Annotated in this window: 21 protein-coding genes; 10 read left to right on the forward strand and 11 right to left on the reverse strand. The window is 69.9% G+C overall.

All coding sequences use genetic code 11. From position 1 onward, the window contains the following. The first annotated feature begins 33 nt into the window (after nucleotides 1-33). The gene (locus HUW62_RS15510) at nucleotides 34-426 is read left to right on the forward strand and encodes a response regulator (RefSeq protein WP_163866124.1); all 393 of its coding nucleotides are present in this window, start codon (nucleotides 34-36) and stop codon (nucleotides 424-426) included. Nucleotides 427-450: 24 nt separating this feature from the next. On the opposite strand, the gene orn is transcribed toward HUW62_RS15510, so the two are convergent. The 3 genes from orn to HUW62_RS15525 all read right to left on the reverse strand — a co-directional run bounded on the left by orn (nucleotide 451) and on the right by HUW62_RS15525 (nucleotide 2,573). Continuing rightward, nucleotides 451-1,002, reverse strand: a complete 552-nt coding sequence (gene orn, locus HUW62_RS15515) for an oligoribonuclease (protein ID WP_163866123.1) — start codon at nucleotides 1,000-1,002, stop codon at nucleotides 451-453. A 134-nt stretch (nucleotides 1,003-1,136) separates the two neighbouring features. Further along, entirely contained in the window at nucleotides 1,137-1,829 is a 693-nt protein-coding gene (locus HUW62_RS15520) for a dienelactone hydrolase family protein (RefSeq protein ID WP_176434913.1), read from the reverse strand. A 57-nt stretch (nucleotides 1,830-1,886) separates the two neighbouring features. Further along, nucleotides 1,887-2,573, reverse strand: a complete 687-nt coding sequence (locus HUW62_RS15525) for a phosphoribosyltransferase (protein ID WP_163866121.1) — start codon at nucleotides 2,571-2,573, stop codon at nucleotides 1,887-1,889. Between the two features lie 142 nt (nucleotides 2,574-2,715). Between HUW62_RS15525 and HUW62_RS15530 the strand changes: the two genes are divergently transcribed. Further along, nucleotides 2,716-3,612 carry a ribose-phosphate pyrophosphokinase gene (locus HUW62_RS15530; RefSeq protein ID WP_163866120.1) on the forward strand — a complete coding sequence of 299 codons (897 nt, stop codon included), beginning with the start codon at nucleotides 2,716-2,718 and terminating at the stop codon, nucleotides 3,610-3,612. Nucleotides 3,613-3,707: 95 nt separating this feature from the next. Beyond that, nucleotides 3,708-4,463, forward strand: coding sequence for an enoyl-CoA hydratase (locus HUW62_RS15535; RefSeq protein ID WP_176434914.1), 756 nt, complete (start codon nucleotides 3,708-3,710; stop codon nucleotides 4,461-4,463). Between the two features lie 96 nt (nucleotides 4,464-4,559). Here HUW62_RS15535 and HUW62_RS15540 read toward each other — a convergent pair whose 3' ends face one another. Next, on the reverse strand, nucleotides 4,560-7,319 hold the full coding sequence (locus HUW62_RS15540; protein ID WP_176434915.1) for a M1 family metallopeptidase: 2,760 nt from the start codon (nucleotides 7,317-7,319) through the stop codon (nucleotides 4,560-4,562). Nucleotides 7,320-7,429: 110 nt separating this feature from the next. Between HUW62_RS15540 and HUW62_RS15545 the strand changes: the two genes are divergently transcribed. Further along, a complete protein-coding gene (locus HUW62_RS15545) occupies nucleotides 7,430-8,410 on the forward strand; it encodes a lysophospholipid acyltransferase family protein (RefSeq protein ID WP_368670421.1) in 981 nt (326 codons plus the stop codon). Between the two features lie 7 nt (nucleotides 8,411-8,417). On the opposite strand, the gene alr is transcribed toward HUW62_RS15545, so the two are convergent. After that, a complete protein-coding gene (gene alr / locus HUW62_RS15550; protein ID WP_176434923.1) occupies nucleotides 8,418-9,635 on the reverse strand; it encodes an alanine racemase in 1,218 nt (405 codons plus the stop codon). Nucleotides 9,636-9,861: 226 nt separating this feature from the next. Between alr and HUW62_RS15555 the strand changes: the two genes are divergently transcribed. Both HUW62_RS15555 and HUW62_RS15560 read left to right on the forward strand, forming a co-directional pair. Beyond that, nucleotides 9,862-10,761: a transcriptional regulator gene (locus HUW62_RS15555; protein ID WP_240356407.1), complete on the forward strand. Its 900-nt coding sequence runs from the start codon at nucleotides 9,862-9,864 to the stop codon at nucleotides 10,759-10,761. 100 nt (nucleotides 10,762-10,861) lie between these two features. After that, the gene (locus HUW62_RS15560; protein WP_163866116.1) at nucleotides 10,862-11,530 is read left to right on the forward strand and encodes a metallophosphoesterase; all 669 of its coding nucleotides are present in this window, start codon (nucleotides 10,862-10,864) and stop codon (nucleotides 11,528-11,530) included. 23 nt (nucleotides 11,531-11,553) lie between these two features. Here the strand turns inward: HUW62_RS15560 and HUW62_RS15565 are convergent, their stop codons facing one another. The 6 genes from HUW62_RS15565 to HUW62_RS15590 form a co-directional block, all read right to left on the reverse strand. After that, nucleotides 11,554-12,294, reverse strand: a complete 741-nt coding sequence (locus HUW62_RS15565; RefSeq protein WP_176434917.1) for an SDR family oxidoreductase — start codon at nucleotides 12,292-12,294, stop codon at nucleotides 11,554-11,556. A 171-nt stretch (nucleotides 12,295-12,465) separates the two neighbouring features. Next, the gene (locus tag HUW62_RS15570; RefSeq protein ID WP_176434918.1) at nucleotides 12,466-13,518 is read right to left on the reverse strand and encodes a hypothetical protein; all 1,053 of its coding nucleotides are present in this window, start codon (nucleotides 13,516-13,518) and stop codon (nucleotides 12,466-12,468) included. A gap of 219 nt (nucleotides 13,519-13,737) precedes the next feature. Beyond that, nucleotides 13,738-15,339 carry an LVIVD repeat-containing protein gene (locus tag HUW62_RS15575; protein WP_163866113.1) on the reverse strand — a complete coding sequence of 534 codons (1,602 nt, stop codon included), beginning with the start codon at nucleotides 15,337-15,339 and terminating at the stop codon, nucleotides 13,738-13,740. 51 nt (nucleotides 15,340-15,390) lie between these two features. Further along, on the reverse strand, nucleotides 15,391-15,810 hold the full coding sequence (locus HUW62_RS15580) for a DUF2809 domain-containing protein (protein WP_163866112.1): 420 nt from the start codon (nucleotides 15,808-15,810) through the stop codon (nucleotides 15,391-15,393). A 73-nt stretch (nucleotides 15,811-15,883) separates the two neighbouring features. Continuing rightward, entirely contained in the window at nucleotides 15,884-16,519 is a 636-nt protein-coding gene (locus tag HUW62_RS15585) for a CHRD domain-containing protein (protein WP_163866111.1), read from the reverse strand. A 108-nt stretch (nucleotides 16,520-16,627) separates the two neighbouring features. Beyond that, nucleotides 16,628-17,512, reverse strand: a complete 885-nt coding sequence (locus tag HUW62_RS15590; protein WP_176434919.1) for a LysR family transcriptional regulator — start codon at nucleotides 17,510-17,512, stop codon at nucleotides 16,628-16,630. A gap of 538 nt (nucleotides 17,513-18,050) precedes the next feature. Between HUW62_RS15590 and HUW62_RS15595 the strand changes: the two genes are divergently transcribed. From HUW62_RS15595 to HUW62_RS15610, 4 genes are all read left to right on the forward strand, one after another. After that, nucleotides 18,051-19,166, forward strand: coding sequence for a DUF2380 domain-containing protein (locus tag HUW62_RS15595; RefSeq protein ID WP_368670420.1), 1,116 nt, complete (start codon nucleotides 18,051-18,053; stop codon nucleotides 19,164-19,166). Then, nucleotides 19,163-19,633, forward strand: a complete 471-nt coding sequence (locus HUW62_RS15600; protein WP_163866072.1) for an NUDIX hydrolase — start codon at nucleotides 19,163-19,165, stop codon at nucleotides 19,631-19,633. The genes HUW62_RS15595 and HUW62_RS15600 overlap by 4 nt, the downstream gene beginning before the upstream one ends. 241 nt (nucleotides 19,634-19,874) lie before the next feature. Further along, complete coding sequence (locus HUW62_RS48750; protein ID WP_240356399.1) at nucleotides 19,875-20,138, forward strand: hypothetical protein; 264 nt, start codon at nucleotides 19,875-19,877, stop codon at nucleotides 20,136-20,138. 197 nt (nucleotides 20,139-20,335) lie between these two features. After that, nucleotides 20,336-21,394, forward strand: coding sequence for an SMP-30/gluconolactonase/LRE family protein (locus HUW62_RS15610; RefSeq protein ID WP_176434921.1), 1,059 nt, complete (start codon nucleotides 20,336-20,338; stop codon nucleotides 21,392-21,394). The last annotated feature ends 170 nt before the right edge of the window (nucleotides 21,395-21,564 follow it).

A 21,564-nucleotide genomic window follows, 5' to 3' on the forward strand; every position in this document is an offset into this window, starting at 1 on the left:
TGGTGACCGTGGACGAAGAGAGGGCGTGAGTCGATGAAGCGGCTGCTCATCGTCGATGACGAGCTGGCCATCGTCGAGGCACTCCAGGACATCCTCTCCGTGGAGGGCTACGGCATCCTCACGGCCTTCAACGGCTCGGAGGGCCTGCAACGGATGGCGGAGGTGCGTCCCGACCTGGTGCTGTTGGACTTGATGATGCCGGTGATGGACGGCCGGGAGATGCTGCGCCGCATGCGCGATGACCCGGCGCTGCGCACCATCCCCGTCGTCGTGATGAGCGCGGGCCGCATCTCCGAGGAGGAGCGCCGCTCCAGCGCGCGCTTCCTGGCCAAGCCCTTCGAACTCGACCTGCTGCTGGAGACCATCTCCGAGCTGCTCGGGGGCCCCAACGGGCCCACGCCGAGCAGCACTGGGACAGCGGGCTGAAAGCCACGCCGTCGGGCTGGAGACTCAGCCCGGCGTCGCGCGGAACAGGGTGTCGCGGTAGTACTGCAGCTCGTTGATGCTGGAGCGCAGGTCCGCGAGCGCGGTGTGCCCGCTGGGCGGCTTTCGCGGCTCCACCAGGTTCGGGTACCAGGCGCGCGTGAGGACCTTGAGGCTCGTCACGTCCACCATGCGGTAGTGCAGGTAGCGCTCCAGCAGCGGCATGTACTGGAACAGGAAGCGGCGGTCGGTGTGGATGGAGTTGCCCGCCAGCACGCCCTCGCCCATCGGACAGTGCTCGGCCACCAGCGCCGTCACCTCCCGCTCCGCCACCCGCAGCGACGTGCTGGAGGCGCGCACCTTCTCGAGCAGGCCGTTGCGCGTGTGCATCTCCCGCACCACGGGCTCCATGCGCAGGAGCACTTCCTCCGGCTGCCAGATGACGCGTTCAATCTCCGCAATCGGGCGCAAATCCGGCCCGGTGATGATGACGCCAATCTCGATGATGGCGCAGGACTCGGGGTCCAACCCGGTCATCTCCAGGTCCAGCCAGACAAAGCGGGGTTCACGCGAGCGCATGCCGATGCCTATACCAGCCCGCGCGCCCATGCGGGGCCTCAATACTCCGCTTCAGACCTCCACTTCGCATTCGGTGGTCCACCGTCCGTCCGCGCTCCGGCGCACCGTCGGTCCGGTCGGCCCGGGCTCCGGGCTCATTCGCGGGCCTCCAGTCGAGGCGCCTCCAGGTGGCGGGTGAACCAGTCCGCCGCGCGGCGCGCCACCTCCTCCAGCGTGCCGGGCTCCTCGAACAGGTGCGTGGCCCCGGGGATGACGATGAGGGACTTGGCGGAGGAAAGCTCGTCGAACGCGTCCTGGTTCAGCTCCAGCACGTCCACGTCCAGGCTGCCCACGAGCAGCAGCGTGGGCGCTCGCACCCGGGCCAGCGCGGGCCCGGCCAGGTCCGGTCTGCCGCCGCGGGACACCACCGACCGCACCGACTCTGGATGCAGCGCCGCCGCCAGCAGCGCCGCCGCCGCGCCCGTGCTGGAGCCGAAGTAGCCCAGCCCCAGCCCGGACAGCTCCGGCTGGGCCTGCGCCCACCGCGTCACCGCGATGAGCCGCCGCGCGAGGAATGGGATATCGAAGCGCAGCTCGCCGGTGCCCGCGTCCATCGCCTCCTCGTCCGCGCCGAGCAAATCGAACAGCAGCGTGCCCAGGCCGGCTTCACGCAGGCCGCGCGCGACGGCGCGGTTGCGCGGACTGAAGCGACTGCTTCCGCTGCCATGCGCGAAGATGACCAGCCCGCGCGCGCCTGGAGGAAGGCCCAGGCTGCCGCCCAGCTCCGCGCGTCCGGAGCGCACCATCACCTCGCGGACCTCCAGGTCCTTCGGGTCGTCCTGACTCATGGGCCGCTCTCCTCGTGTCACGGGTGCACGTCGTCACAACGAAACGGCTTCACGGCCTCACATCCAGGTCCCACCCGAGTCCGCGGACTCCACCACCTCCTGCGAGCGCCAGGGCGGCTCACGGGAGCGCTCGACCAGGCTCCGCAGCTCCACGTCGGGGAACGCGCGGAAGTCGTCATAGGCCTCGGCCACCGTGCGCATCCCCGGCTCGGTCACCACGCAGGCCACCGTGTCCGCCTCGGGCCGCAGCACCGCCAGCCCCTCGGGCGTGGCGACCGGGGTGCCCATCACCAGCCGGGCCGGGTGGAACAGCCGCAGGGCCCTCAGCGCGGCGGCGGCGGAGGCGCCCGTCAGCACGCCGTCATCCACCAGCACCACGGTGCGGCCGCCGAGCCCGGAAAGAGGATGTCCGCGCAGCCGCCGTACCTGCTCGTCCACCACGCTGGCCTCTTCACGGATGAGCGAGTCCACCTCGCCTTTCGGCAGGGGCGCCAGTCGCAGCGCATCCGAGAGGAGGTACTGGCCTCCGCCCTCGGACACCGCGCCCATCGTCAGCACCCGCCCTGGGATGCTCAGGCGCCTGGACACCCAGACGTCCAGCGGGACTTCCAGCGCGCGGGCCACCTCGTACGCCACCCTCAACCCTCCCCGGGCCAGCCCCAGCACGCGGACCTCCGAGCCCCGGTAGGGCAGGAGCACCGCCGCCAGCCGGCGCCCGGCGTCTGCTCTGTCGCGAAAGCGCATCGTCACTCTCCTTGTCCCAAGGGAAAGCACGGCCGGGCCCGCTGGCGGCGAAGGGGCGGGCAACGGCTCTCCCGGAGGCATGTCAGCGGGGGAGGCAGCGAGCGCCGCACCCCCGGGCCACCGGGCGCGCTAGGGTTGGGAGATGGACCCCATCCTCCTCATCGGCACCGCCAGTCCCCGCCTGGGACGGGAGCTCGCCCAGGCCCTGGGTATTGCGCCCACCGATTGCCACTTCGAGCGGTTCCCCGACGGAGAGATGCACCTGGAGGTCCCCGCCTCCGTGCGCGGCCGCACCGTGGTGCTGCTGCAGTCCCTGACACCCCCAGCCGGAGAGCACCTGCTGGAGCTGCTGCTGATGGCGGACGCGTGCTGGCGGGCAGGCGCCGCGCGGCTGGAGGCGGTGGTGCCGTACCTGGGCTACGCGCGGCAGGACCGGCGCGCGCGGCCGGGCGAGCCCCTGGGTGGCCGGCTGGTGGCGGACATGCTGTCCCAGGGCCGCTTCGCGCGGGTGATGGTGGTGGACCTGCACAGCCCCGCGCTGGAGGGGTGCTTCGGCGCGCCGCTGGAGCACCTCACGGCGTTGCCGGTGCTGGCGGAGGCGCTGCGACCGCAGGTGACTGACACGTCGGTGGTGGTGGCGCCGGACCTGGGCGCGGTGAAGCGCGCGGAGGCGCTGGCGCGGCTGTTGGGCCGTCCGTGGGCGGTGATTCACAAGGTGCGGCTGAGCGGCGACGAGGTGCACGCCAGCGGCCTCATGGGCGAGGTGCGCGGCAAGCGGCCCATCCTGGTGGACGACATGGTGTCCACGGGCGGCACCCTCGTCGCGGCGGCCAACACGCTGCTCGCGGCGGGCTGCGCGGAGGACCTGACGGTGGTGACGACGCACGCGCTGCTGGTGGGGCCCGCGGTGGAGCGGCTGGGGGCGCTGCCGGTGCGGCTGCTCGTCGGCACCGACAGCGTGGAGCCTCCCTCGGGGCTGCCGTTCGAGCACCGGGTGGTGACGCTCGCGCCGCTGGTGGCCCGCGCGCTGCGGCCGTGAGCGGGTGGACGAGGTAGGGCGGGTGGACACACGAGGGCCCGGAGGGGATGCAAGTTGAGTCCTCGTCCGGGGGTGACTCGGTCTAGGCTTGGCCCATGTCCGACACGTTGCTGACGAAGCGGGAAGCGGGGGTCCTCACCCTCACCTTCAACCGACCCGAGAAGAAGAACGCCTTCACGCATGCGATGTACGAGGCGGCCACCGCCGCGCTCAAGCAGGCGGCGACGGACGCCGAGGTCCGCGTGGTGCTGCTCACCGGCGCGGGCAACGTCTTCACCGCGGGCAATGACATCGGCGACTTCATGGAGCACCCGCCCGCGGGCGAGGACAGCGCGGTGTTCCTCTTCCTCAAGGCGCTGGTGGACGCGCCCAAGCCGGTGCTGGCGGCCGTGGACGGCCCCGCGGTGGGCATCGGCACGACGATGCTGCTGCACTGTGACTACGTCGTGGCCAGCGAGCGCGTGCGCTTCCACATGCCCTTCGTCCAGCTCGGCCTGTGCGCGGAAGGCGCCAGCAGCCTGCTGATTCCGCGCATGGCCGGCTACGCGCTGGCCAGCGAGCTGCTCCTCTTCGGAGAGCCGTTCGACGCGGCGACCGCGCTGCGCGCCGGCATCATCAACAAGGTGGTGCCCGCCGAGAGCCTCCAGGAGGTGGCCGCCGAGCGCGCCCGCACCCTGGCCTCCCGTCCCGCAGAGGCCGTGCGCGTGACGAAGGAGCTGATTCGCGGACCGCGCCGCGAGGAGACGCACGCCACGCTGGCGCGCGAGGGCGCGAAGTTCATCGAGCGCCTGGGCTCCGAGGAAGCGCAGGAGGCCTTCATGGCCTTCATGTCGCGCGGCAGCAAGAAGTAGCCACCCAAGTCACGCGGGCGGGCCCGGAGCCATCACGGCCCCGGGCTCCCACTTCCGGACGTTCGAGCTTCCGGACGTCCGGGCTTCAGGGACCGGTCAGCGCGTCGTCGGGGCCTGCGGCGGACGCGGCGAGGCGCGGCCGGTGAGGAACGACTCGATGCTGGCCGCCTGCGCCGCCTTCAGCGCGACGCACTGGTCCATCGACTCCAGGAGCTGCGTCAGCATGCGAGGCCCGCCCGGCGCATTCGCGTTGCGCGGCGTGAAGAACTCCTCCACCTCCTTGCGCCGCTCCGGGCTGCAGAAGCCGCCGCCCACGAAGGCCAGCCGGCCCGCCGCGTCCTTCGGCAGGAGCGCCTCGGGCGAGTCACCCACCAGCCGGTCGTAGTTCTCCTTCACGAAGTCGAACGCCACGCCCTGCGTGCGCACGTTCTGCGTGGCGCCGAAGACCATCCACATCGACTCGCGCGGGTCCAACGCCTTGTCGAACACCAGCGGCAGGCCCTGCTTCACCAGCTCCGGGTCCGTGAAGCTGCTCAGCGCCCCGAGCAGGCGCTGACGGATGCCGCGGTCCTTCTCCGTGCGCACCGCCGCGATGAGCTTCTGGTGGAAGGCCGAGTCACCATGCGCCGCGGCGACGGAGAGCACCGCGTCCACCATCTCCGGTTCAATGGCCTGCTTGTTCGCAAGCCACTTGTCCGCGAGCGTCCGGGCCTCCGCGACAATCTTCGGGTCCGCGCCGTCGCGGCCCGCCACCCGCACCACGCGCGGACGAAGCAGGCGCGTGTCCTCGCTCTCGCCCTTGCGCGAGGCGAAGCCCAGCTCCCGGGCGCGGGGCCCGTACGTCTCACGCAGGAAGCGCTCCCTGTCCTTCAGCCGCGCCTCCGGCAACAGCCGCGCGCTCGACAGCTCCAGCATGTCCATGGAGGTCTCGACGATGACCCGGTCCGGGTCCTGGGCCATGCGGGCCGCCAGCGTCAGCGCCTCGGAGGCCGGCAGCGCTCCGGCCAGGGCCAGCGCCTTCACGTCGCCCAGCAGCGCCACGCGCTCCGAGCGCGACAGCTTCGCCACGCCCGTCTTCAGGAGCTTCGTCGCCGCGTCCCCCGTCAACTGCATGCGGAAGAAGCCCGCGCCCTCCGCGTTGGGGAACACCCAGGCCGGGCACGTCTTCGCCTCCGTCAAGGCCACCTCGGCGCTCTCATTCTCCAGCACCGTGCAGGCGCGTGCGTCCTTGTTGCCCGCCGCGTACTCCACGCACACGGGCACCTTCCATGTCTGCGGCACCGTCGACTGCGAGCCCAGGCGCGGGTAGCGCTTCTGGGTGAGGACCACCTTGGGCTGCCCCGCGCCACACTCCAGCGTCGCGGTGACGAGCGGCGCGCCGCCCTGGTCCAGGAACGTGCCCAGCACGCCCGTCACGTCCTGGCCCGCCTCGGCGGACAGCGCGTCCAGGAAGTCCTTCGCCGTGGCGTTGCCGTGCGCGTGCTTGCGCATGTAGCGCTGGATGCCCTTGCGGAACACCTCACGTCCCAGCCACTCCTCCGTCATGGAGAGGACCGCGGAGCCCTTGCCATAGGTGATGCCGTCGAAGGCGTTGTGGATGTCGTTGGCCGTGTCGATGGGCTGACGGATGCGGCGCGCGGACAGGAGGCTGTCGGAGTCCAGCGAGCGGCTGCGGTCCTGCACGCGCTCCACCGGCGCGTCCCACGTCGGCTGCCACGTCTCGACGATGCGCGGGGTGACCCAGGACGCGAAGGACTCGTTGAGCCACAAGTCATCCCACCACGCCAGCGTGACGAGGTTGCCGAACCACTGGTGCCCCAGCTCGTGCACCTGCGTCTCCGAGAACCTGCGCTGCCGGTTGAGCGAGTCCTCCGCGGGCCTGGCCAGCATCGTCCGCGAGTTGAACGTCACCAGACCCGGGTGCTCCATGGCGCCACCGAGCAGCGGCACCGCGATGACGTCCAGCTTCTCGTACGCGTAGGGGATGCCGAAGTAGTCCTCCAGCGCGGCGAGGATTTCGGGCGTCACCTTCGCGGCATAGGCGCCTTCGGCGGCGCGGCCCCGCGGGGTGATGATGCGCGTCTTCACCTTGTTCTGACCGGAGTCGGCGGCGGCGAGGAAGTCGAACGGGCCCACGCCGAAGGCGATGAGGTAGCTGGGCAGCGGCTTGGTGCGTGCGAAGCGATAGGTGCGGCCACCGTCCGGACGGGCCTCCTCGGCGAGCTGCGGCGTGTTGGTGACGGCCACGTTGCCAGCGGGCACGTGGAACGTCAGCTGCCAGGGCACCTTGAACTCGGGCTCGTCGAAGCAGGGGAAGACGCGCCGCGCGTCGATGGGCTCGAACTGCGTGTAGATGTACCAGTCACCGCCCTCGTTGACGCGGAAGGCGCCATCCGTCTCCTTCTCGGAGGCGGCGCCCTCGTACACCACGCGCAGCTTCGCGGTGCCCACGGCCAGCGGCTTCGCCAGCGAGAAGCCGAGGAAGTCGCCCTTCTCGCTCTTCAGCGGCGTCACTTCGATGGTGCTGCCCGCCTGCATCAGCGAGGTGTGCTTCACGGTGAGGTTCTTTCCGTGCAGCCACACGATGGAGGTGGGCTTCGCCACGTCGAGCCCGATGTCCGCCGTGCCCTGGAAGGCGGAGGTCTTCGGGTCCAGCGTCAGCTCCACCGCGTAGCCATTGGGACGCACGTCCTTGGGCAGACGCAGCGTGGGCGGCGTGGGAGCGGCCGGGGCCGCCGCGGAAGATGAAGCGGGAGGAGTCGCTGCGGGCTCGGCGGCCGGAGGGTTCTGCCGGGCACCGCACGCGGAGAGCAGGGCTACGGTGGCAATCACCACCGGTCGGAGCAGGTTGGGCATGGCGCGCATAGTGGCCCATGAAGAGCAGCCAGGGTAGCGCCGAGCATGAGTGTGTTCTTGCCGTAATCTTCACTTCGGGGTGGAGTGCCGCCGTGTCCTCGCCCGCTCCCATTTCCGACCAGTCCGTCCCGCAAGCGAACGCCGCGAAGCTGCCCCCCGAGCATCTGCGCCGCATCATCGGCACGCCGCCTGGCCCGGTGGTGAAGTTCGTGACGCGCTTCGTCTTCGCGTTCATCACGTGGCTGTCGCCCGCGTCACGTGACGCCATCGCTCGCTTCGTGGGCAATCTCGCGTACACGCTGGGCATCCGACGCCGCGTCGTGTTGGACAACCTGGCGCACGCGCTGCCGGAGAAGACCGACGCGGAGCGGCGGGACATCGCGCGCGGCGCGTACATCAACATGTCGCGCGTGGTGCTGGAGTCGCTGCCCTCGGGAGACCGGCTGCCGGCCGACTGGGCCGAGCAGGGCATCGAGGGCACGGAGGCCTGGGAGGCGCTGAAGGCGCGCGTGGCCTCGGGCAAGGGCGCGCTGATAGTGACGGCGCACTTCGGCAACTGGGAGCTCCTGGGAGACATGGTGGTGCGACGGGGCGTGCCGATTGATGCGCTGGTGCGTCCGTTGAAGGGCGCGCTCAACACGCGCATCGCGGAGAACCGGTTGCGCCTTCCCGCGGGGCTCATCTACCCGCGCGGCGCCATCCAGGAGCTCGCGGAAGCGGTGGAGCGCGGCGAGTCGCCCTTCATGCTGCTGGACCAGGCGCTGCCGGCGAAGGCCGCGGTGTTCGTGCCGTTCTTCGGGAGGCTCGCGTCCACGACGCCCGCCATGGCGGTGACCGCGCAGCGCACGGGCGCGCCGGTGTTCGTGGTGATGGGCGTGCGCAACGGCAAGCTGGGCGCGCGCCTGCGGATGGAAGTGGAAGGCCCCATCCTCCCGCCCGCGCCGGGCGAGTGCGAGGACCCGATTACGGAGCACACCGCGCGCGTCACCGCGGCGCTGGAGCGCTGCATCCGCAAGTACCCGCACCAGTGGATGTGGCTGCACCGCCGCTGGAAGGTGCAGCCCCCCAGCGCGACGGACGCGAAGCGCTGAGAAGCCCCTACTCCACCACCACGCGGCGCAGGTGCGTGCCCAGGCGCGCGACAATCTCGTAGTGCAGCGTCTGCGCCCAGCCGGCGAGCGCCTCGGCGCTGACGGACTCGTCTCCGTCGCGTCCCATCAGCGTGGCCGTCACCGGGCGCTCGTCATGCGTGGCGCGCGTCACGTCGACGATGAGGTGGTTCATCATCACCCGCCCCAGCACCGCGCACCGCCGCCCGTTCACCAGCACGTGCGCCTTGCCCGACGCCAGCCTCGGATACCCGTCGTAGTAGCCCACCGGCAGCACGGCGATGCGCGTGGGCTCCGACGTCCGGTACGTGCAGCCGTAGCCCACGTAGCTGTCCGCGGGCAGCCACTTCACCACCTGGCTGCGGCACCGCCAGGACAGCACCGGCTTGAGCACCGGCACCTCGCCCAGCACCAGCCGCGCCGACAGCCGCGTCTCCGCCGAAGGCCACAGCCCATACAGCGAAATCCCCACCCGCTGCGCCTCGTAGCGCGCCCGGGGAAGCACCAGCGTCGCGGCGCTCGCGGCGATGTGCCGCTGCAAGCGCCCCTGCCCCAGCTGTCCCTCCAAGAGGCGCAGCCCCGTCTCGAACGCGTCCACCTGCGCGAGCGCGTAGCCCTGCTCCGTCACGTCCTCCGTGTTGGCGAAGTGGCTCAGCGCGCCCACCACCTCCAGCACGTCCCGCGCGTCGACGAGGAACTGTGTCTCACGCGGAATCTGCTCCAGCGTGAAGCCCTCGCGCCCCAGGCCCGTGTCGATGTGGACGTGCACCCGCAGGGGCCGCTCCAGCTTCGCCGCGCGCAGCACCGGCACCGCGTCCTCCCAGCCACGGTCCGGCACCACCACCTCCACGCCCTCGCGCGCCAGCACCACCGCCTCGTGCGGCGCCACCGCGCCCAGCACCACCACCTGCCGGGGTGACAGGCCCTGGGCCCGCTCGTGCTCGCGCACCTTCAGCGCATCCTGCGGCGCGATGAAGTAGAGGATGTCCACCAGCCCGTGGACCAGCGGCAGCACCTGCGCCAGCCCGTGCCCGTAGGCGTTGCCCTTGAGCACCACGCCCAGCGGAGGCGACGTCCCGTCCCGCCCCTCCAGCCCCCGGAACACCTCCACGTTGTGCCGCAGCGCACCCGCGCTCAGCTCCAACCACGAGGTATGGGCCGCATCCCCGGGCCCGCCGCCAATGGACTCCACGTTCACCTCCGACAACACGTCGACTCCCGCCCCATACCAGCAATGGCCGGGCCATGGATTTCGCGGCCCACGAGACACGGGCGTCCGTGGACGGAGCAGGCGCACCAGGCGCCCGGGCCCGCCCCTTGCCACACCTGTCGTCCCGAAAGCCCTCCTCCATCAGCGAACCGAGGGAGACAAGAGTTCACTTCGGAAATGGTTGAATCCGGATTACGCGAGGGGGGTGCTATCGTCCCACGGCGTGTCCCCCCCGGACGTTTCCCTGGCCCAGGCCTTCATCGCGGCGCGTGGCGTCTCCTCCGCGCCGGAGCCGTCGCTGCCCCTGCTTCAGGAGCGGCTGGCGCGCGCTCTCTCCACCGGGCGCTCGGCCTGGCCCGGAGTGGAGCTGGACGGCGTGCGCTTCGTCGGCCATCTCGCGAGGCTGCTTCCCACCCAGGCGCCCTCCGAGGACGTGGAGAAGCTCCACCTCGCGGACGTGTACCTGGCCCGCGCCGCCGCGGACCAACTGCCCTCCGCGCTGAACGCCTTCGAGTCGAGCTTCCTCCCCGAGGTGAACGCGGCCGTCGCGCGGCTGAAGCTGCCGCCCACGGGGCTCGACGAGGTCCGTCAGCTGCTGCGCCAGCGCATGCTCGTGGGAACCCAGGACGCGCCCGCCCGGTTGGCCGCCTACCCGGGCACGGGTCCACTCAGCGGGTGGGTGCGGGCCGCGGCGCTGTGGCTCGCGCTCGACTGGCAGCGCCAGCGCAGCGGACATCCCCAGGCGGATGACGGGGACCTGTCGATGCTCGTGGCGCCGGGGGACGACCCGGAGCTGCTGTACCTCAAGAACACGTACCGCGCGGAGTTCAGCACCTCGTTCTCCGCGGCGCTCGGCATCCTCGAGCCTCGTCAGCGCAACTTCCTGCGCCTGAAGTACCTGGACGGGCTGAGCATCGACCAGCTCGGCGCGCTCTACGGCGTGCACCGCTCCACCGCGGCGCGCTGGGTGGTGTCCGCGCAGGACTCGCTCCTCCAGGAGACCCGGCGGCTGCTCACCGAGCGACTGCGCCTCACCGGCTCCCAGCTCGACAGCGTGCTGCGCCTCATCTCCAGCCAGCTCGACGTGAATCTCAGTCGCCTGCTGCGCTCGAAGGCGGACTGACGCGCGGGCCCCGCACCTCCCTGGAGGTGGAGGCGGGCAGAGGGGAGCCCCTTTCGAGAGGATTCCCCGGAGCGTCGAAGCGAATTAAAGAAGAGGCGGGATGCGAACGCTCTTCATCGGAGACGTCCACGGCTGCGCGGACGAGTTGCACGCGCTGCTGGCCGCATGTGGCTGGCGGCCGGACGACCGCGTGGTGCTGGTGGGCGACCTGGTGGCGAAGGGGCCGGACTCGGCGGGCGTGGTGCGGTGCGCTCGCGAGAAGGGGCTGCTCGCGGTGAGGGGCAACCACGACGCGCACGTGCTGCGCTGGCATGCGGGCCGGGCCCCCGAGGGCAAGAAGCTGGGCAAGGAGCATCGCCAGGTGCTGGAGACGCTGACGCCCGAGGACTGGACATATCTGGAGGCGCAGCCGCTGTACCGCCGCTTCCCGGACCTGAATGCCCTCGCGGTGCATGGCGGACTGGTGCCCGGTGTCCCCTTGGAAGCGCAGCGCACGGACGAGCTGCTCAACCTGCGCAGCATCGCCCCGGACGGGACGCCGTCGAAGCGCGTGGATGGCGGCGTGCCCTGGGCGAGCTGCTGGAAGGGCCCGGAGCTGGTCATCTTCGGCCACGACGCCATGCGCGGCGTGCAGCGGCATCCGCATGCGGTGGGCCTGGACTCGGGCTGCGTGTACGGCGGGCGACTCACGGCCTATGTGATGCCGGAGGGCCGCCTCGTCTCCGTGCCGGCCCTCCGCGCGTACGTGGATGTGAATGCGTCACCGTGAAGCCGTGACGCGCAATCGCTTGCTCAGATGATTCCGCCGTTGGCGCGCAGCACCTGACCGTTGACCCAGCCCGCGTCGGGACTGGCGAGGAAGGCGACGGTGGCGGCGATGTCGACGGGCTGCCCCAGCCGCTCCAGGGGCGAGAGCTTCGCCATGCGGTCCACCACTTCCTGGGGTTTGCCCTTGAGGAACAGGTCCGTGGCGGTGGGGCCGGGGGCGACGGCGTTGACGGTGATGTTCTTGCCGCGCAGCTCCTTGGCCAGCACGCTCGTCATCGCCTCCACCGCGGCCTTGGTGCCCGCATACACGCCGTAGGTCGGCTGGAGCAGGCCCACCACGCTGGAGGAGAGGTTGATGATGCGGCCGCCGTCACGCAGTCGGCGGGAGGCCTCGCGCAGGGTGTTGAAGGTGCCCTGGAGGTTGACGGCGATTTGCCGTTCGAAGGTGGCGTCGTCGGTGTCCGCCAGCGTGGCGAGGCTCATGATGCCGGCGTTGTTGACGAGCACATCCACGCCGCCGAAGGCCGTCTCGGCCGCGTCGAACAGGCGCCGCACCTCCGCGCTCTTGCTGACATCGGCCTTGGCGGCCAGCGCCTTGCCGCTCGCCTGCTCAATCTTCCGGACGAGCGCCTCCGCGGGCCCGGCCGACTCCGCGTAGTTCACGATGACGGCGAAGCCGTCCTGGGCGAGCCGCTCCGCGATGGCGGCACCGATGCCGCGAGCAGCGCCGGTGACGAGCGCCACCTTCTGCGTCTGTGCGTTCATGTCGTTCCTCCTGGCCGGCGGTTCGTCACCGGCATGGGAGAACAGTGTGCTTTCGCGCGGCCGAAATAATGGCCCGGAAATGGGCATCACTGTTCCTACTGAACGAACAGTCGGACCAGGCGGAGGCCCTGGAGTGCCCCTCCCGTCCAAGCGAGGGGCACCGGGGGACGGCTAGAAGTCCCGGGCCTGGGCGCGGCGCTGCTGCCTCAGGAGGCTCGTCAGCCCGTCGCGAATCTCCCACGCGTACTCGGGGCTCTCGTAGTGGAGCGTGAGCAGCCGCTCCCGGGGGAACTGGTAGCCCACGAGGCGGACGGTCGTCCCCGGCGCCTTCCAGTTGGCGACGACCACGAGGCCGCGACGGGCGATGTTCACCTCGGGCTCGGAGATGGGGCCGAACAGAGGGGCCTCCTCCTCCGACTCGGAGACACTCGACTCGGAGACACTCGCGTCGGGCGCCGAGGCCACCGCCGTGTCCCGCGAGCCGTCCTCGTCCAGCGAGTCTCCATCCGGGCGCGCCTCGACCAGCGGAGGCTGTCCTTCGGACACCTGGGCTTCGGACCGCGCGGGTGCGGGGAACTCATTGGGCGCACCGTCGGGCGGAGCCCCCGCGACCTGGGCACCACCGGACTGCGTGACAGCACCCTCGGGCGGAGCACCTTCGGCGACCTGGGCTCCCGACTCCGTCGACGCGGAGGCGCTCATGGACTCCTCGTCCCGAGAGTCCGTGGCGGCGGGGAAGTTCGTGGACGCGAGAGGAGCGCTCTGGTTGAGCAACCATGCGAGGTCGAGCGACTCGCGGTACTTGTGCACGCGCCGTGACGTGCCCCGCTTCGAAGCGCGGCCGTACTTGGCGGTCAGCAGCGCCACCACCTCCTGGTGGTCGACGCGGACGTTCGCCGGCGTCGCGAAGCGCACGAAGACGGAGCCCAGGCGCCCGCCCGCGAAGAGGAAGAACACCTGGGCCGGGTGTTCCGCGAGCTTCGTGGTGAGGACCAGGTCCCCGCGGGAGGTCTCCTCCGTCCCGGGGTACATCGCCCGCACCTGGTCGCGCGTCATGCCCCAGGACGTGGACTGGAAGCCGTCGCCCGAGCCGTACTTCTCCGCGTGCGAGGCGCGGATGGCGGCGCGGCGCTCATGCACCTTCGCACCGTGGTGCTGCGAACCGCAGCCGACGAGCACGAACAACACCAACGACCAACACCCATTGCGAAGCATCGAGGCCATCTTTCCGTTTCCTGCGGAAGGATGGCGTCCGGGACATCGGCCCGCGGCAATCCCCCGAGGAATCCATGTTCGACCACCGGCACCCTGCTCCGCAGCGTATGGCAGATGGCCTGGAAAGGGCTACGCGTCCGGACGGGCCTCGTACCGGCGCCCGGCCCATTCGTTCAACACCGGAGGCGAGCGCCCGCCCGCCTCCGGTGAAGGACTTCCGCCTACCGGCTACAGCTCCTCGAAGATGAGCAGGCCGCGCGAGGTGTCGATGACATAGACATGGCCGTCGTCCGGGACGCGCATGCCGATGGCGCCGTCATGGAACAAGGTGCCGCGAGCCCGGTCCGTGCCCCGCCAGGTGTTGAAGTGGGCGACCTCGCGCATCTGTGAGGGACGGGACACGTCCACCACGCGCACCCCGTGCTGATAGTGGGCGAGGTAGAGCAGGTTGCCCTTCAGCTCCATGTTGTGGATGGAGACGCCCGGAGACAGGCGGTACTCGCCGATGAGCACGGGGTTCTCCAGGTCCGTCATGTCGAGCGCGCGGACATGTGCCCCCCAGTCCTCGCCGCCCTCGAAGACGATGAGCCGGTTGTTCACGTAGTGCCAGCGGTTGGTGTGGCTGGTGGCGCGTGGATAGACATACTCGCCCTTCTTCACCACGTTCGTCGGGTCGCTCACGTCGAGCACCAGCAACCCCGCGGCCCAGTGATTGAGGAAGAGGCGCGGCCCCCACGACGTGGCGTCATGCGGGAAGGAGGCGACCAGGGGATTCACGCTCGGGTCCGCGTAGCGGCCGAGCAGCACCGGCTCGCGCTCGTTCTTCACGTCGAAGATGAGCGTCTCCGGCGTGGGCGAGGCGGACATGACATAGAGCCGGTTGTTGTCGCCGTGGACGGTGTGCGCGTTGATGGAGCGGCCATCGGGCAGCGAGCGCAGGAGCTTCGGGTTGGCCGGCTCGGAGATGTCGAAGACGAGCAGTCCCCGGGCCGCGCTCGCGACATAGAGCGCATCGCCCTTGGCCCACACGCCATTCCAATAGCTGTCGCCCGGATAGGTGATGGTGCTCACGAGCCGGGGCGCGGTGCGGTCACTCAAGTCGAAGACGTACAGGCCGCCAGGCCCCGCGACCGCATGCTCCAACGAGACGACATACGCATGCCCCTTGGCGACGAAGACATCCGCGACGATGCCCTGGGGCACCACGCCCTCTCCCACGAGGGTGAGCCCCGAGGCCTCCTCCTCTCCCGCGCGCCGCTGGACCTTCTCCGCCTCGAAGGTGGCCTCGTAGAGGGGCTTCCCCGCCACACACGACACGTAGCACCCCGTCACCCGGCTGGGGCTCGGTGCCTTGCACCCCATGAAGGATGAGCGGAACGTGCGTCCATCCGGGAGCGTGCCGTAGTGGGTGATGAAGAACGTGCTCCCCTCCACGCGAGCCTCGCGCAGGGGGACGCCGCCGGAGAGCACCTGTCCCCCCGACACGAAGTTCAGCGCGCCGGTGAGATGGTTGTTGGGGAGCTCGCTGAGGTGCTTTTCAAGAACATGCACGGTGAAGTGGCCATTGGCATCCAGGCCCGTCAGCGAGCCGAGCTCACACGCCGACACGTCAAAGGACTCCGGGGTACCGCACTCGGCGGCGGCGCCGTCACTGGGCAGCAGGGAACAGGCGGCCAGGGGCTCCGGGGCCCAGTCTCCATGGTCCTCGAGTACCTGCGAGGGTCCCAGGTTGACGGGCACTTCCACCACTTCGGCGACTTCTCGGGAACAACCACTGCCGATACCCAGGCACAACGAGGCAACGAGCGCACCTCTCACGACATTCGTCATGATGCTCCATCCAACGGTGTTGGCCCCGGCCCCTCACCAACGTGGTGGAAGTCAGGCCATATCGTTGGCGGGTGCGGATATTTCCGGACGTCGCCGCGTCAGCAGCGCCACGTCGAGCCCCACGCCCAGGAGCACGCCGACGGAGTAGCAGACGAGGTCACTCCAGAGAAACCCCGCGCCCAGCACGAGTCGGCCCGGCAGCGTGCGGCGCGCGGCATCCAGCCAGGGCGCGTGAAGGTCCTGGCTGAACTCGATGCCGAAGGAGAATGCGAGCGCGACGGCGGCCACCGCGAGCGTGGAGCGGCGTGGGGCGAGGAAGCGCAGGAGCAGGAACACGAGCAGCGCCCACAGCGTGTCCCCCGCATAGGTGGCGAAGAAGGCGGGCCACGGCAGCGACTTCCGGCGCGACGCGAGCCCCAGCGGTATCACCAACACCGCCAGCCCCAGCGAGAGCAGACGGGTGCGAGGCACGGAGGAGGAGCCAGGGGAGGAGCGCGGAGTGGACGTCACGCGCCCCAGCCTACCCGAGCCGCGACACGGAGCCTCAGGGCTGGGCGGCGTAGAGCTGCCCGCGCATCTCGCCGTAGTAGGTATGCGCCTTGGTGTGGAGGTTGAAGTAGAGCACGCCCTTGCGCGCGAGCGACTCCAGGCTGGCGAGCGTCTTCGTCTGCGCCAGGAAGCCCAGCTCCGCGGGACAGCTCTCCGGCAGCCCTGGCTTCATGCCCTTCATGTCCTTGATGAAGACGACATTGGCGTTGGTCAGCTCCACCGACAGCTTTCCCTCCGAGAGCGTCTTCGACAGGTTGCCCAGCTCCCCGAAGTCCACCACCACGGGGCCCAGCACTCCGGGCGGGCCGCAGTGGATGTGGAACATGAGGATGTCGGCGGGGTTGACGCCCTTCATCTCGAACTCGACGTAGGCCCGCGTCAGGTCCTTGGTGAACTTGAGCGCGCCATGGCCCCGGGACTTGCGCGCCTCGCGAGGCGTGGAGGGCGCGGTGGCGCCCAGGCTCTTCTCCAGCAGCTTCGGCGTCTCGGACTCCTCGCCGGGCTCCTGCGCGGGGCTGAGGAAGGCCTCGTAGACGGTGAAGGTCGTCGCGCCGAGCGCCGGGTCCTTCGCGTGAGCGGACAGCGTCAGCAGCGTGGTGGTGGCGAGGGTGAAGAGCAGCGGCGTTCGCATGGCGGGCTCCGGCGCGGAAGAACGCCTTCATCCGTAGCGTGGATGCTTCAGCCCGGGGATGGCCGAAGATGGACACCCGGTGGCCGGATTCGCCCCGCCCGCCTCGACTCACAGGGGCGCGAGGAAGCCTCGGATGTGTGCGAGCACCTGCTTGATTTTGGGAATCTCACTGAGGGCCTCGGGGACGCTCAGGCGCAGGGGACGCTCGCGGCCCACCACGTCGGGGAGCACCGGCACCAGCGCGCCCTCCTCTTCGCCCGGGTCCGCGAGGGCCACGCTGGGAATCAGGCCGATGCCCTGTCCCGCCAGACAGCAGACCCGGATGAAGTGGATGTCCGTCGACACGAGCGCGGGCTCCACCTGGAACGAAGGTCCACGGAGCTGGGGCCACAGGGACGCGTCATCGCCCGGAGCCTGCCAGGAGAACAGCTCATGGCCCTTGAGGTCCTCCACCGAGCCCGGCGTGCCGCGTTGGCGCAGGTAGTCCTCGCTGGCCAGGAGCCCCTCGCGCACCCGCATCACCACCTGCGACACCCAGGAGCCACGGGGTAGCTCCTCTCCGAAGTGCGCCACCACGTCCACGTCGTCGAGCGGCTCCGCCAGGGGATTGTCACTGAAGCTCGCGTGCACGCGCAGCAGCGGATACGAGGCTCGCAGCAGCGCGAAGAGGGGCGCGAGCAGATGTGGCGGCAAGCCCACGGGCAGCACCACCCGCAGCACGCCGGAGGGGGCCTGGCCCACCTCGCGCAGCGAGGCCACCAGCGCGCTCGTCTCCTGCATCATCAGCCGGCCACGACGGGCGAGCACCTCTCCCGCCTCCGTCAGGACGATGCCCGTGGGAGTGCTCGTGAGGAGCGGCACACCCGCGCGAGCCTCCAGCGCCTCCACGCGTCTGCGCAGCGTGGTCCGTGACACGGCGAGGGACTCGGCCGCGGCCAGGAACGAGCCCGTCTCCGCGACGCCCACGAAGGCACGCAACTCTTCCAGGTCCATGCTCTCGCCTCGTCGGTGAGGGCTCGCGAGCCCCACCCAGACGCCTCCCATCGAGTGAGCATCCTCGGGCGCCTCCACGACCGCAAGGCGGGCCGCGACAGACCGCGCATGAAGCAATGGACGCGCGAGGTGGAGTCGTTGCTCCGGAGCAATCCTACCGCGTGGTGGAGCGGCGCTTCGAGCGCAGGGGTCGGGGATACGCTGCGCATTCCTGACGCGGCTGGAAAGCCGTTGGACCTGAGGTTGGACCATGCGCGCTGACGTCCTGCTGTTGCTCGTGTTGTTGCTGTCCACGGGGTGCGCGTCCGTGGAGCGTGCACCTGGGCGGAGGAGGACCTTGAACTACGCGCCGCATACGGTCACTGAGTACGCCGGGCAAGGCCGTCTGGCTGGAGCTGGGGGACAAAGCGGCGCACTGACTCGGCAGGCAGTCCTCCAAGCGATTGACGAGGTAGCGGACTCATTGGACGGGAGCGAGGCCGCGCTCTCCACGCTCGCGGCGCGTGCTCCGGCGCATGGTCGAGGGAGTCTCGACGGCGTGTTCACGCGCTATCTCGACCACGGCTCCCATCAACTGATGTCGCTTCGTGGTTCGCTGGGGCGTGCCACCGCGCTGACGGTAGTGGCATCGGAAGTCGACGATTCGGACATGGAGCTGGCCCTGCTCCGCATGACGGGACCTCGGCTCCAGTCGGTCCTGTTCGGAAGCCTGTTGCTGGCCACCTGGGTCGACTTCCTTCACCTCGCGGAAGCCGTGCTCCGGGACTGCCCCATGTACGGCTTCGAGAGGCTGTTCGTGGACCTGCATCGATTGCGCGAAATGATGGAGCCCACGCTGAAGGAGCTCACTTCGCTGGAGCCTGAGCGGGTCGAGGCGGCGGCGACCTCGATGCCCGAGCTGATGGGGAAGCTGACGCATGAGTTCGATGCAATCCATCGAGATGCCCGCGAGGCCATGAAAGTAGCCGGGCAGGTCATGGCGGCGGCCCAGGCGATGGAGATGCTTGCCCTGATTTCCACGCTGAAGATGTCGTTGCCTCGGCTGCCGCCCGCTGCTCCCGCGACGCTCGGCGCGAGGCTGGTGATGAGTTCAGGTGGTGTAATGGCGGGCTCGCGAATCGTCGTCTCCGCGGAGTGGGTGGAGATGATGCGAAGGCTCGTGCAGGCGGGCGTCCTCTCTGTTCCCGCCGTCAGCGCGGCCGTCCGCATTCACGGCGGACAGGTGCTGATGGCGCAAGCGCACCAGGACCTGCCCAAGGGGGTCCGCGATGCGCTGGGCGACAGCCCGGAAGTGCGAGGCATGCGGGTGACGGGCAAGGCAGGAGCGGGCATGTCGGAGGCGCCGAAGCACCATGTCCTGCCGAAGGAGCATCGCGAGTGGTTCGAGCAGCGCGGCTTCAAGGGGGACATGGACATCGACCAGTTCTGCGTCCGGCTGGAACAGGCCCACCACGAGGCGATTCACGGTGGGGGAAACTGGAAGCTGGGGCGCATGTGGCCCGATGAGTGGAACCGGATGATCATGCGGCTGTTGGGCAAGGCCGAGAGAGAGACGGGCCGGACGTTGACCCGCAACGAGATCCTGAACATCGTCGCGGAGAACATGAAGCTCTACGACATCCCGATGAAGTTCACCAAGGGGAGAAGCCGATGACAGACGGACGTTCATGGCAGGGGAACTGGAAGGCCCGCCTGTATGAGCGTGTCCGCGAGCGTGGGTACGATTCGCTTACGGCCTTTGCCGAAGCACGCCCGGCCGTCCCGTTGGTGGAGCTGGCCGAGGAGCTTGGCGAGGATGACATCGCCGGTGTGCAGGTACTGAAGGGGCTGCTCGCCGAGGCAGAGCAGCGCAAGAGCACCACACGGTTTGTCCGCGATGTTCTCGTGCGCCTGCTATCCCAGAACCTCCCGCACGGGTGGCCAGCAGTGATGGATGACGGAACCCGCTTCCTGATTGGGAAGGCTCTTGGCTCATGGTCGGCCTACATTCCTGATTCGTATGAGGAACGAGCCGATCAAGTCATGGCCGCTCTTCGTGCGAATCCGCCCCCCGCCGGCTGGCGTCCACTCGGGCCTGACGACGAGTTGCTCCGCACGCTCCTCCCTGACGAAGAAGCCTGACCCGCGAAGGAAGACACCGAGAATGCCAGGTCGACGCCCTTCCCGAATGCCCACGCCACGTCTCCTCGTCGCAATCCTCGCCCTGGGATGGAGTGGCCTCGGTTGCAAGGACTCGAGCCCCGCGCCCACGACCCAGCCCGCCAGGACAGGCACGGACCTCGCGTCCCTGGAGCAGGTGGTCAACCTTCCCCGTCGCCCCATATCCGTCCAGTGGCGAAAGGCCATTCGCGGAACACCGGGGATGGGCCCCACCGATTGGGAAGTGCTGGCCGTCCTCGAGTACTCGGAGGCCGAGGCCCAGGCGCTCCTGGCCACGCTGAAACCCACGGACCTCGCACCGCCCACGCTGGACGACGGAGGCTGGCTGCCGGCCTCCACGCGCAAGTCCCTCGCGGGCGCCCGGGCCTATGACGCCTCCGCCTTCTACCGGCCTCCGCTCCAACACGGGACGGTGCTCCACGTGCCGGGCACGAACACCTTCCTGCTCTCCCTCTTCACGATGTAGCCCGAAGGCCCGCGCGGGAAAGGCTCGGTCCGCCACGTCCCTTGGACGTCGCCTTGTCGCCGTCACGTCCTCGCCGAAGGGCACCTGGCGCCGGCCGTGTCGGCTCGCGGGCCGCCCGCGTCATGGGCCGGAGATGTGACGCCCCTCGCACCCTGCTAGCGTCGTCGCGTCGTTTTCCCGGCGAGGCTCCAGACTCCATGAAGAAGCTCCTCATCATCGCGGGTGTGCTGTTCGTGGCGCTTGGAGGCCTCGTCCTCAAGACGCTCTCCGACGCCGGACAGTTCAAGCACCTCACCCCCCACGCGCCCGGCAAGTGCACGCCGGTGTCGGGCATGCCCGGCGCGGAGGACATCACCTTCCACCCGAGCCTGGGCTACGCCTACGTCTCCTCGGATGACCGGCGCGCGACGCTGGCGGGGCGCCCCGTGCCCGGCGGCATCTACCGCTATGACCTCTCCGGCACCACGCCTCCGGTGCTGCTGACGGGAAGCTTCTCCCCCGACTTCCATCCGCACGGCATCGGCCTGCACGTGGACCCGTCGTCCGGCGCGCAGACGCTGTTCGTGGTGAACCACTCCCGGTCCGAAGGCCAGCGCATCGAGCGCTTCGAGGTCGGCGAGGACGGCCTGCTGGTGCACCGCGCCTCGTTGAGCGACGCGCTGCTCGTGTCCCCCAACGACGTCGTCGCCGTGGACGCGCAGCGCTTCTACGTGACGAATGACCACGGTTACCCGCCGGGCGCGAGGCAGGTGCTGGAGGACTACCTCCAACTCGCCCTGGGCAACGTCCTCTACTTCGACGGCCAGCGCTTCCAGGAGGTCATCCGGGACACGAAGTACGCCAACGGCATCAACCGCTCCGCGGACGGGCGCACCGTGTACCTGGCGGAGTCGGTGGGTCGCTCACTGCGCAGCTACGAGCGCAACCTGGAGACGGGCGCGCTGACGCTGCTCAACACGCTGGATTTGAAGTCCGGCCCGGACAACATCGAACTGGATGCCGACGGCAACCTCTGGATTGCCTCCCACCCCAAGATGCTCGACTTCGCCTCCTATGCGGGCGACCTGACGGGCAAGAGCCGGGCGCCCGCACAGGTGCTGCGCGTGACGGGCACGGGCGCGGACCTGAAGGCCACCGAGGTGTATCTGGATGACGGAAGCCAGACGGCCGGCACGGCCACCGCCGCGGTCTTCGGCAAGCGGATGCTCCTGGGCCCCGTGTTCGAGAAGGACTTCCTCGACTGCGAGCTGCCCTGAGCGCGTCGTCGGAATCCAACGGCCCTTCGCCCCCGAGTCGCAACCGGCTTGTCCTGACTTGAGAGCCTCCCCAACCTCCTGGCTGCCAAGACAGGGGGCGGACGCTTTCGCCCGGGGGAGAACGGCGACATGGGCGGTGGGCTGAGTTGGAGGGGGACAGTGGGACTGGG

It is taken from the genome of Myxococcus sp. AM011, from assembly GCF_013372595.1.
Taxonomy (GTDB): Bacteria; Myxococcota; Myxococcia; order Myxococcales; family Myxococcaceae; genus Myxococcus; species Myxococcus eversor.

Excerpts from the sequence above, each read along its gene's own strand:
- HUW62_RS15510 (WP_163866124.1), top strand. The coding sequence starts at position 34 with ATGAAGCGGCTGCTCATCGTCGATGACGAGCTGGCCATCGTCGAGGCA.
- orn (WP_163866123.1), bottom strand. The coding sequence starts at position 1,002 with ATGCGCTCGCGTGAACCCCGCTTTGTCTGGCTGGACCTGGAGATGACC.
- HUW62_RS15520 (WP_176434913.1), bottom strand. The coding sequence starts at position 1,829 with ATGAGTCAGGACGACCCGAAGGACCTGGAGGTCCGCGAGGTGATGGTG.
- HUW62_RS15525 (WP_163866121.1), bottom strand. The coding sequence starts at position 2,573 with ATGCGCTTTCGCGACAGAGCAGACGCCGGGCGCCGGCTGGCGGCGGTG.
- HUW62_RS15530 (WP_163866120.1), top strand. The coding sequence starts at position 2,716 with ATGGACCCCATCCTCCTCATCGGCACCGCCAGTCCCCGCCTGGGACGG.
- HUW62_RS15535 (WP_176434914.1), top strand. The coding sequence starts at position 3,708 with ATGTCCGACACGTTGCTGACGAAGCGGGAAGCGGGGGTCCTCACCCTC.
- HUW62_RS15540 (WP_176434915.1), bottom strand. The coding sequence starts at position 7,319 with ATGCCCAACCTGCTCCGACCGGTGGTGATTGCCACCGTAGCCCTGCTC.
- HUW62_RS15560 (WP_163866116.1), top strand. The coding sequence starts at position 10,862 with ATGCGAACGCTCTTCATCGGAGACGTCCACGGCTGCGCGGACGAGTTG.
- HUW62_RS15565 (WP_176434917.1), bottom strand. The coding sequence starts at position 12,294 with ATGAACGCACAGACGCAGAAGGTGGCGCTCGTCACCGGCGCTGCTCGC.
- HUW62_RS15570 (WP_176434918.1), bottom strand. The coding sequence starts at position 13,518 with ATGGCCTCGATGCTTCGCAATGGGTGTTGGTCGTTGGTGTTGTTCGTG.
- HUW62_RS15575 (WP_163866113.1), bottom strand. The coding sequence starts at position 15,339 with ATGACGAATGTCGTGAGAGGTGCGCTCGTTGCCTCGTTGTGCCTGGGT.
- HUW62_RS15585 (WP_163866111.1), bottom strand. The coding sequence starts at position 16,519 with ATGCGAACGCCGCTGCTCTTCACCCTCGCCACCACCACGCTGCTGACG.
- HUW62_RS15590 (WP_176434919.1), bottom strand. The coding sequence starts at position 17,512 with ATGGACCTGGAAGAGTTGCGTGCCTTCGTGGGCGTCGCGGAGACGGGC.
- HUW62_RS15600 (WP_163866072.1), top strand. The coding sequence starts at position 19,163 with ATGACAGACGGACGTTCATGGCAGGGGAACTGGAAGGCCCGCCTGTAT.
- HUW62_RS48750 (WP_240356399.1), top strand. The coding sequence starts at position 19,875 with ATGGGCCCCACCGATTGGGAAGTGCTGGCCGTCCTCGAGTACTCGGAG.
- HUW62_RS15610 (WP_176434921.1), top strand. The coding sequence starts at position 20,336 with ATGAAGAAGCTCCTCATCATCGCGGGTGTGCTGTTCGTGGCGCTTGGA.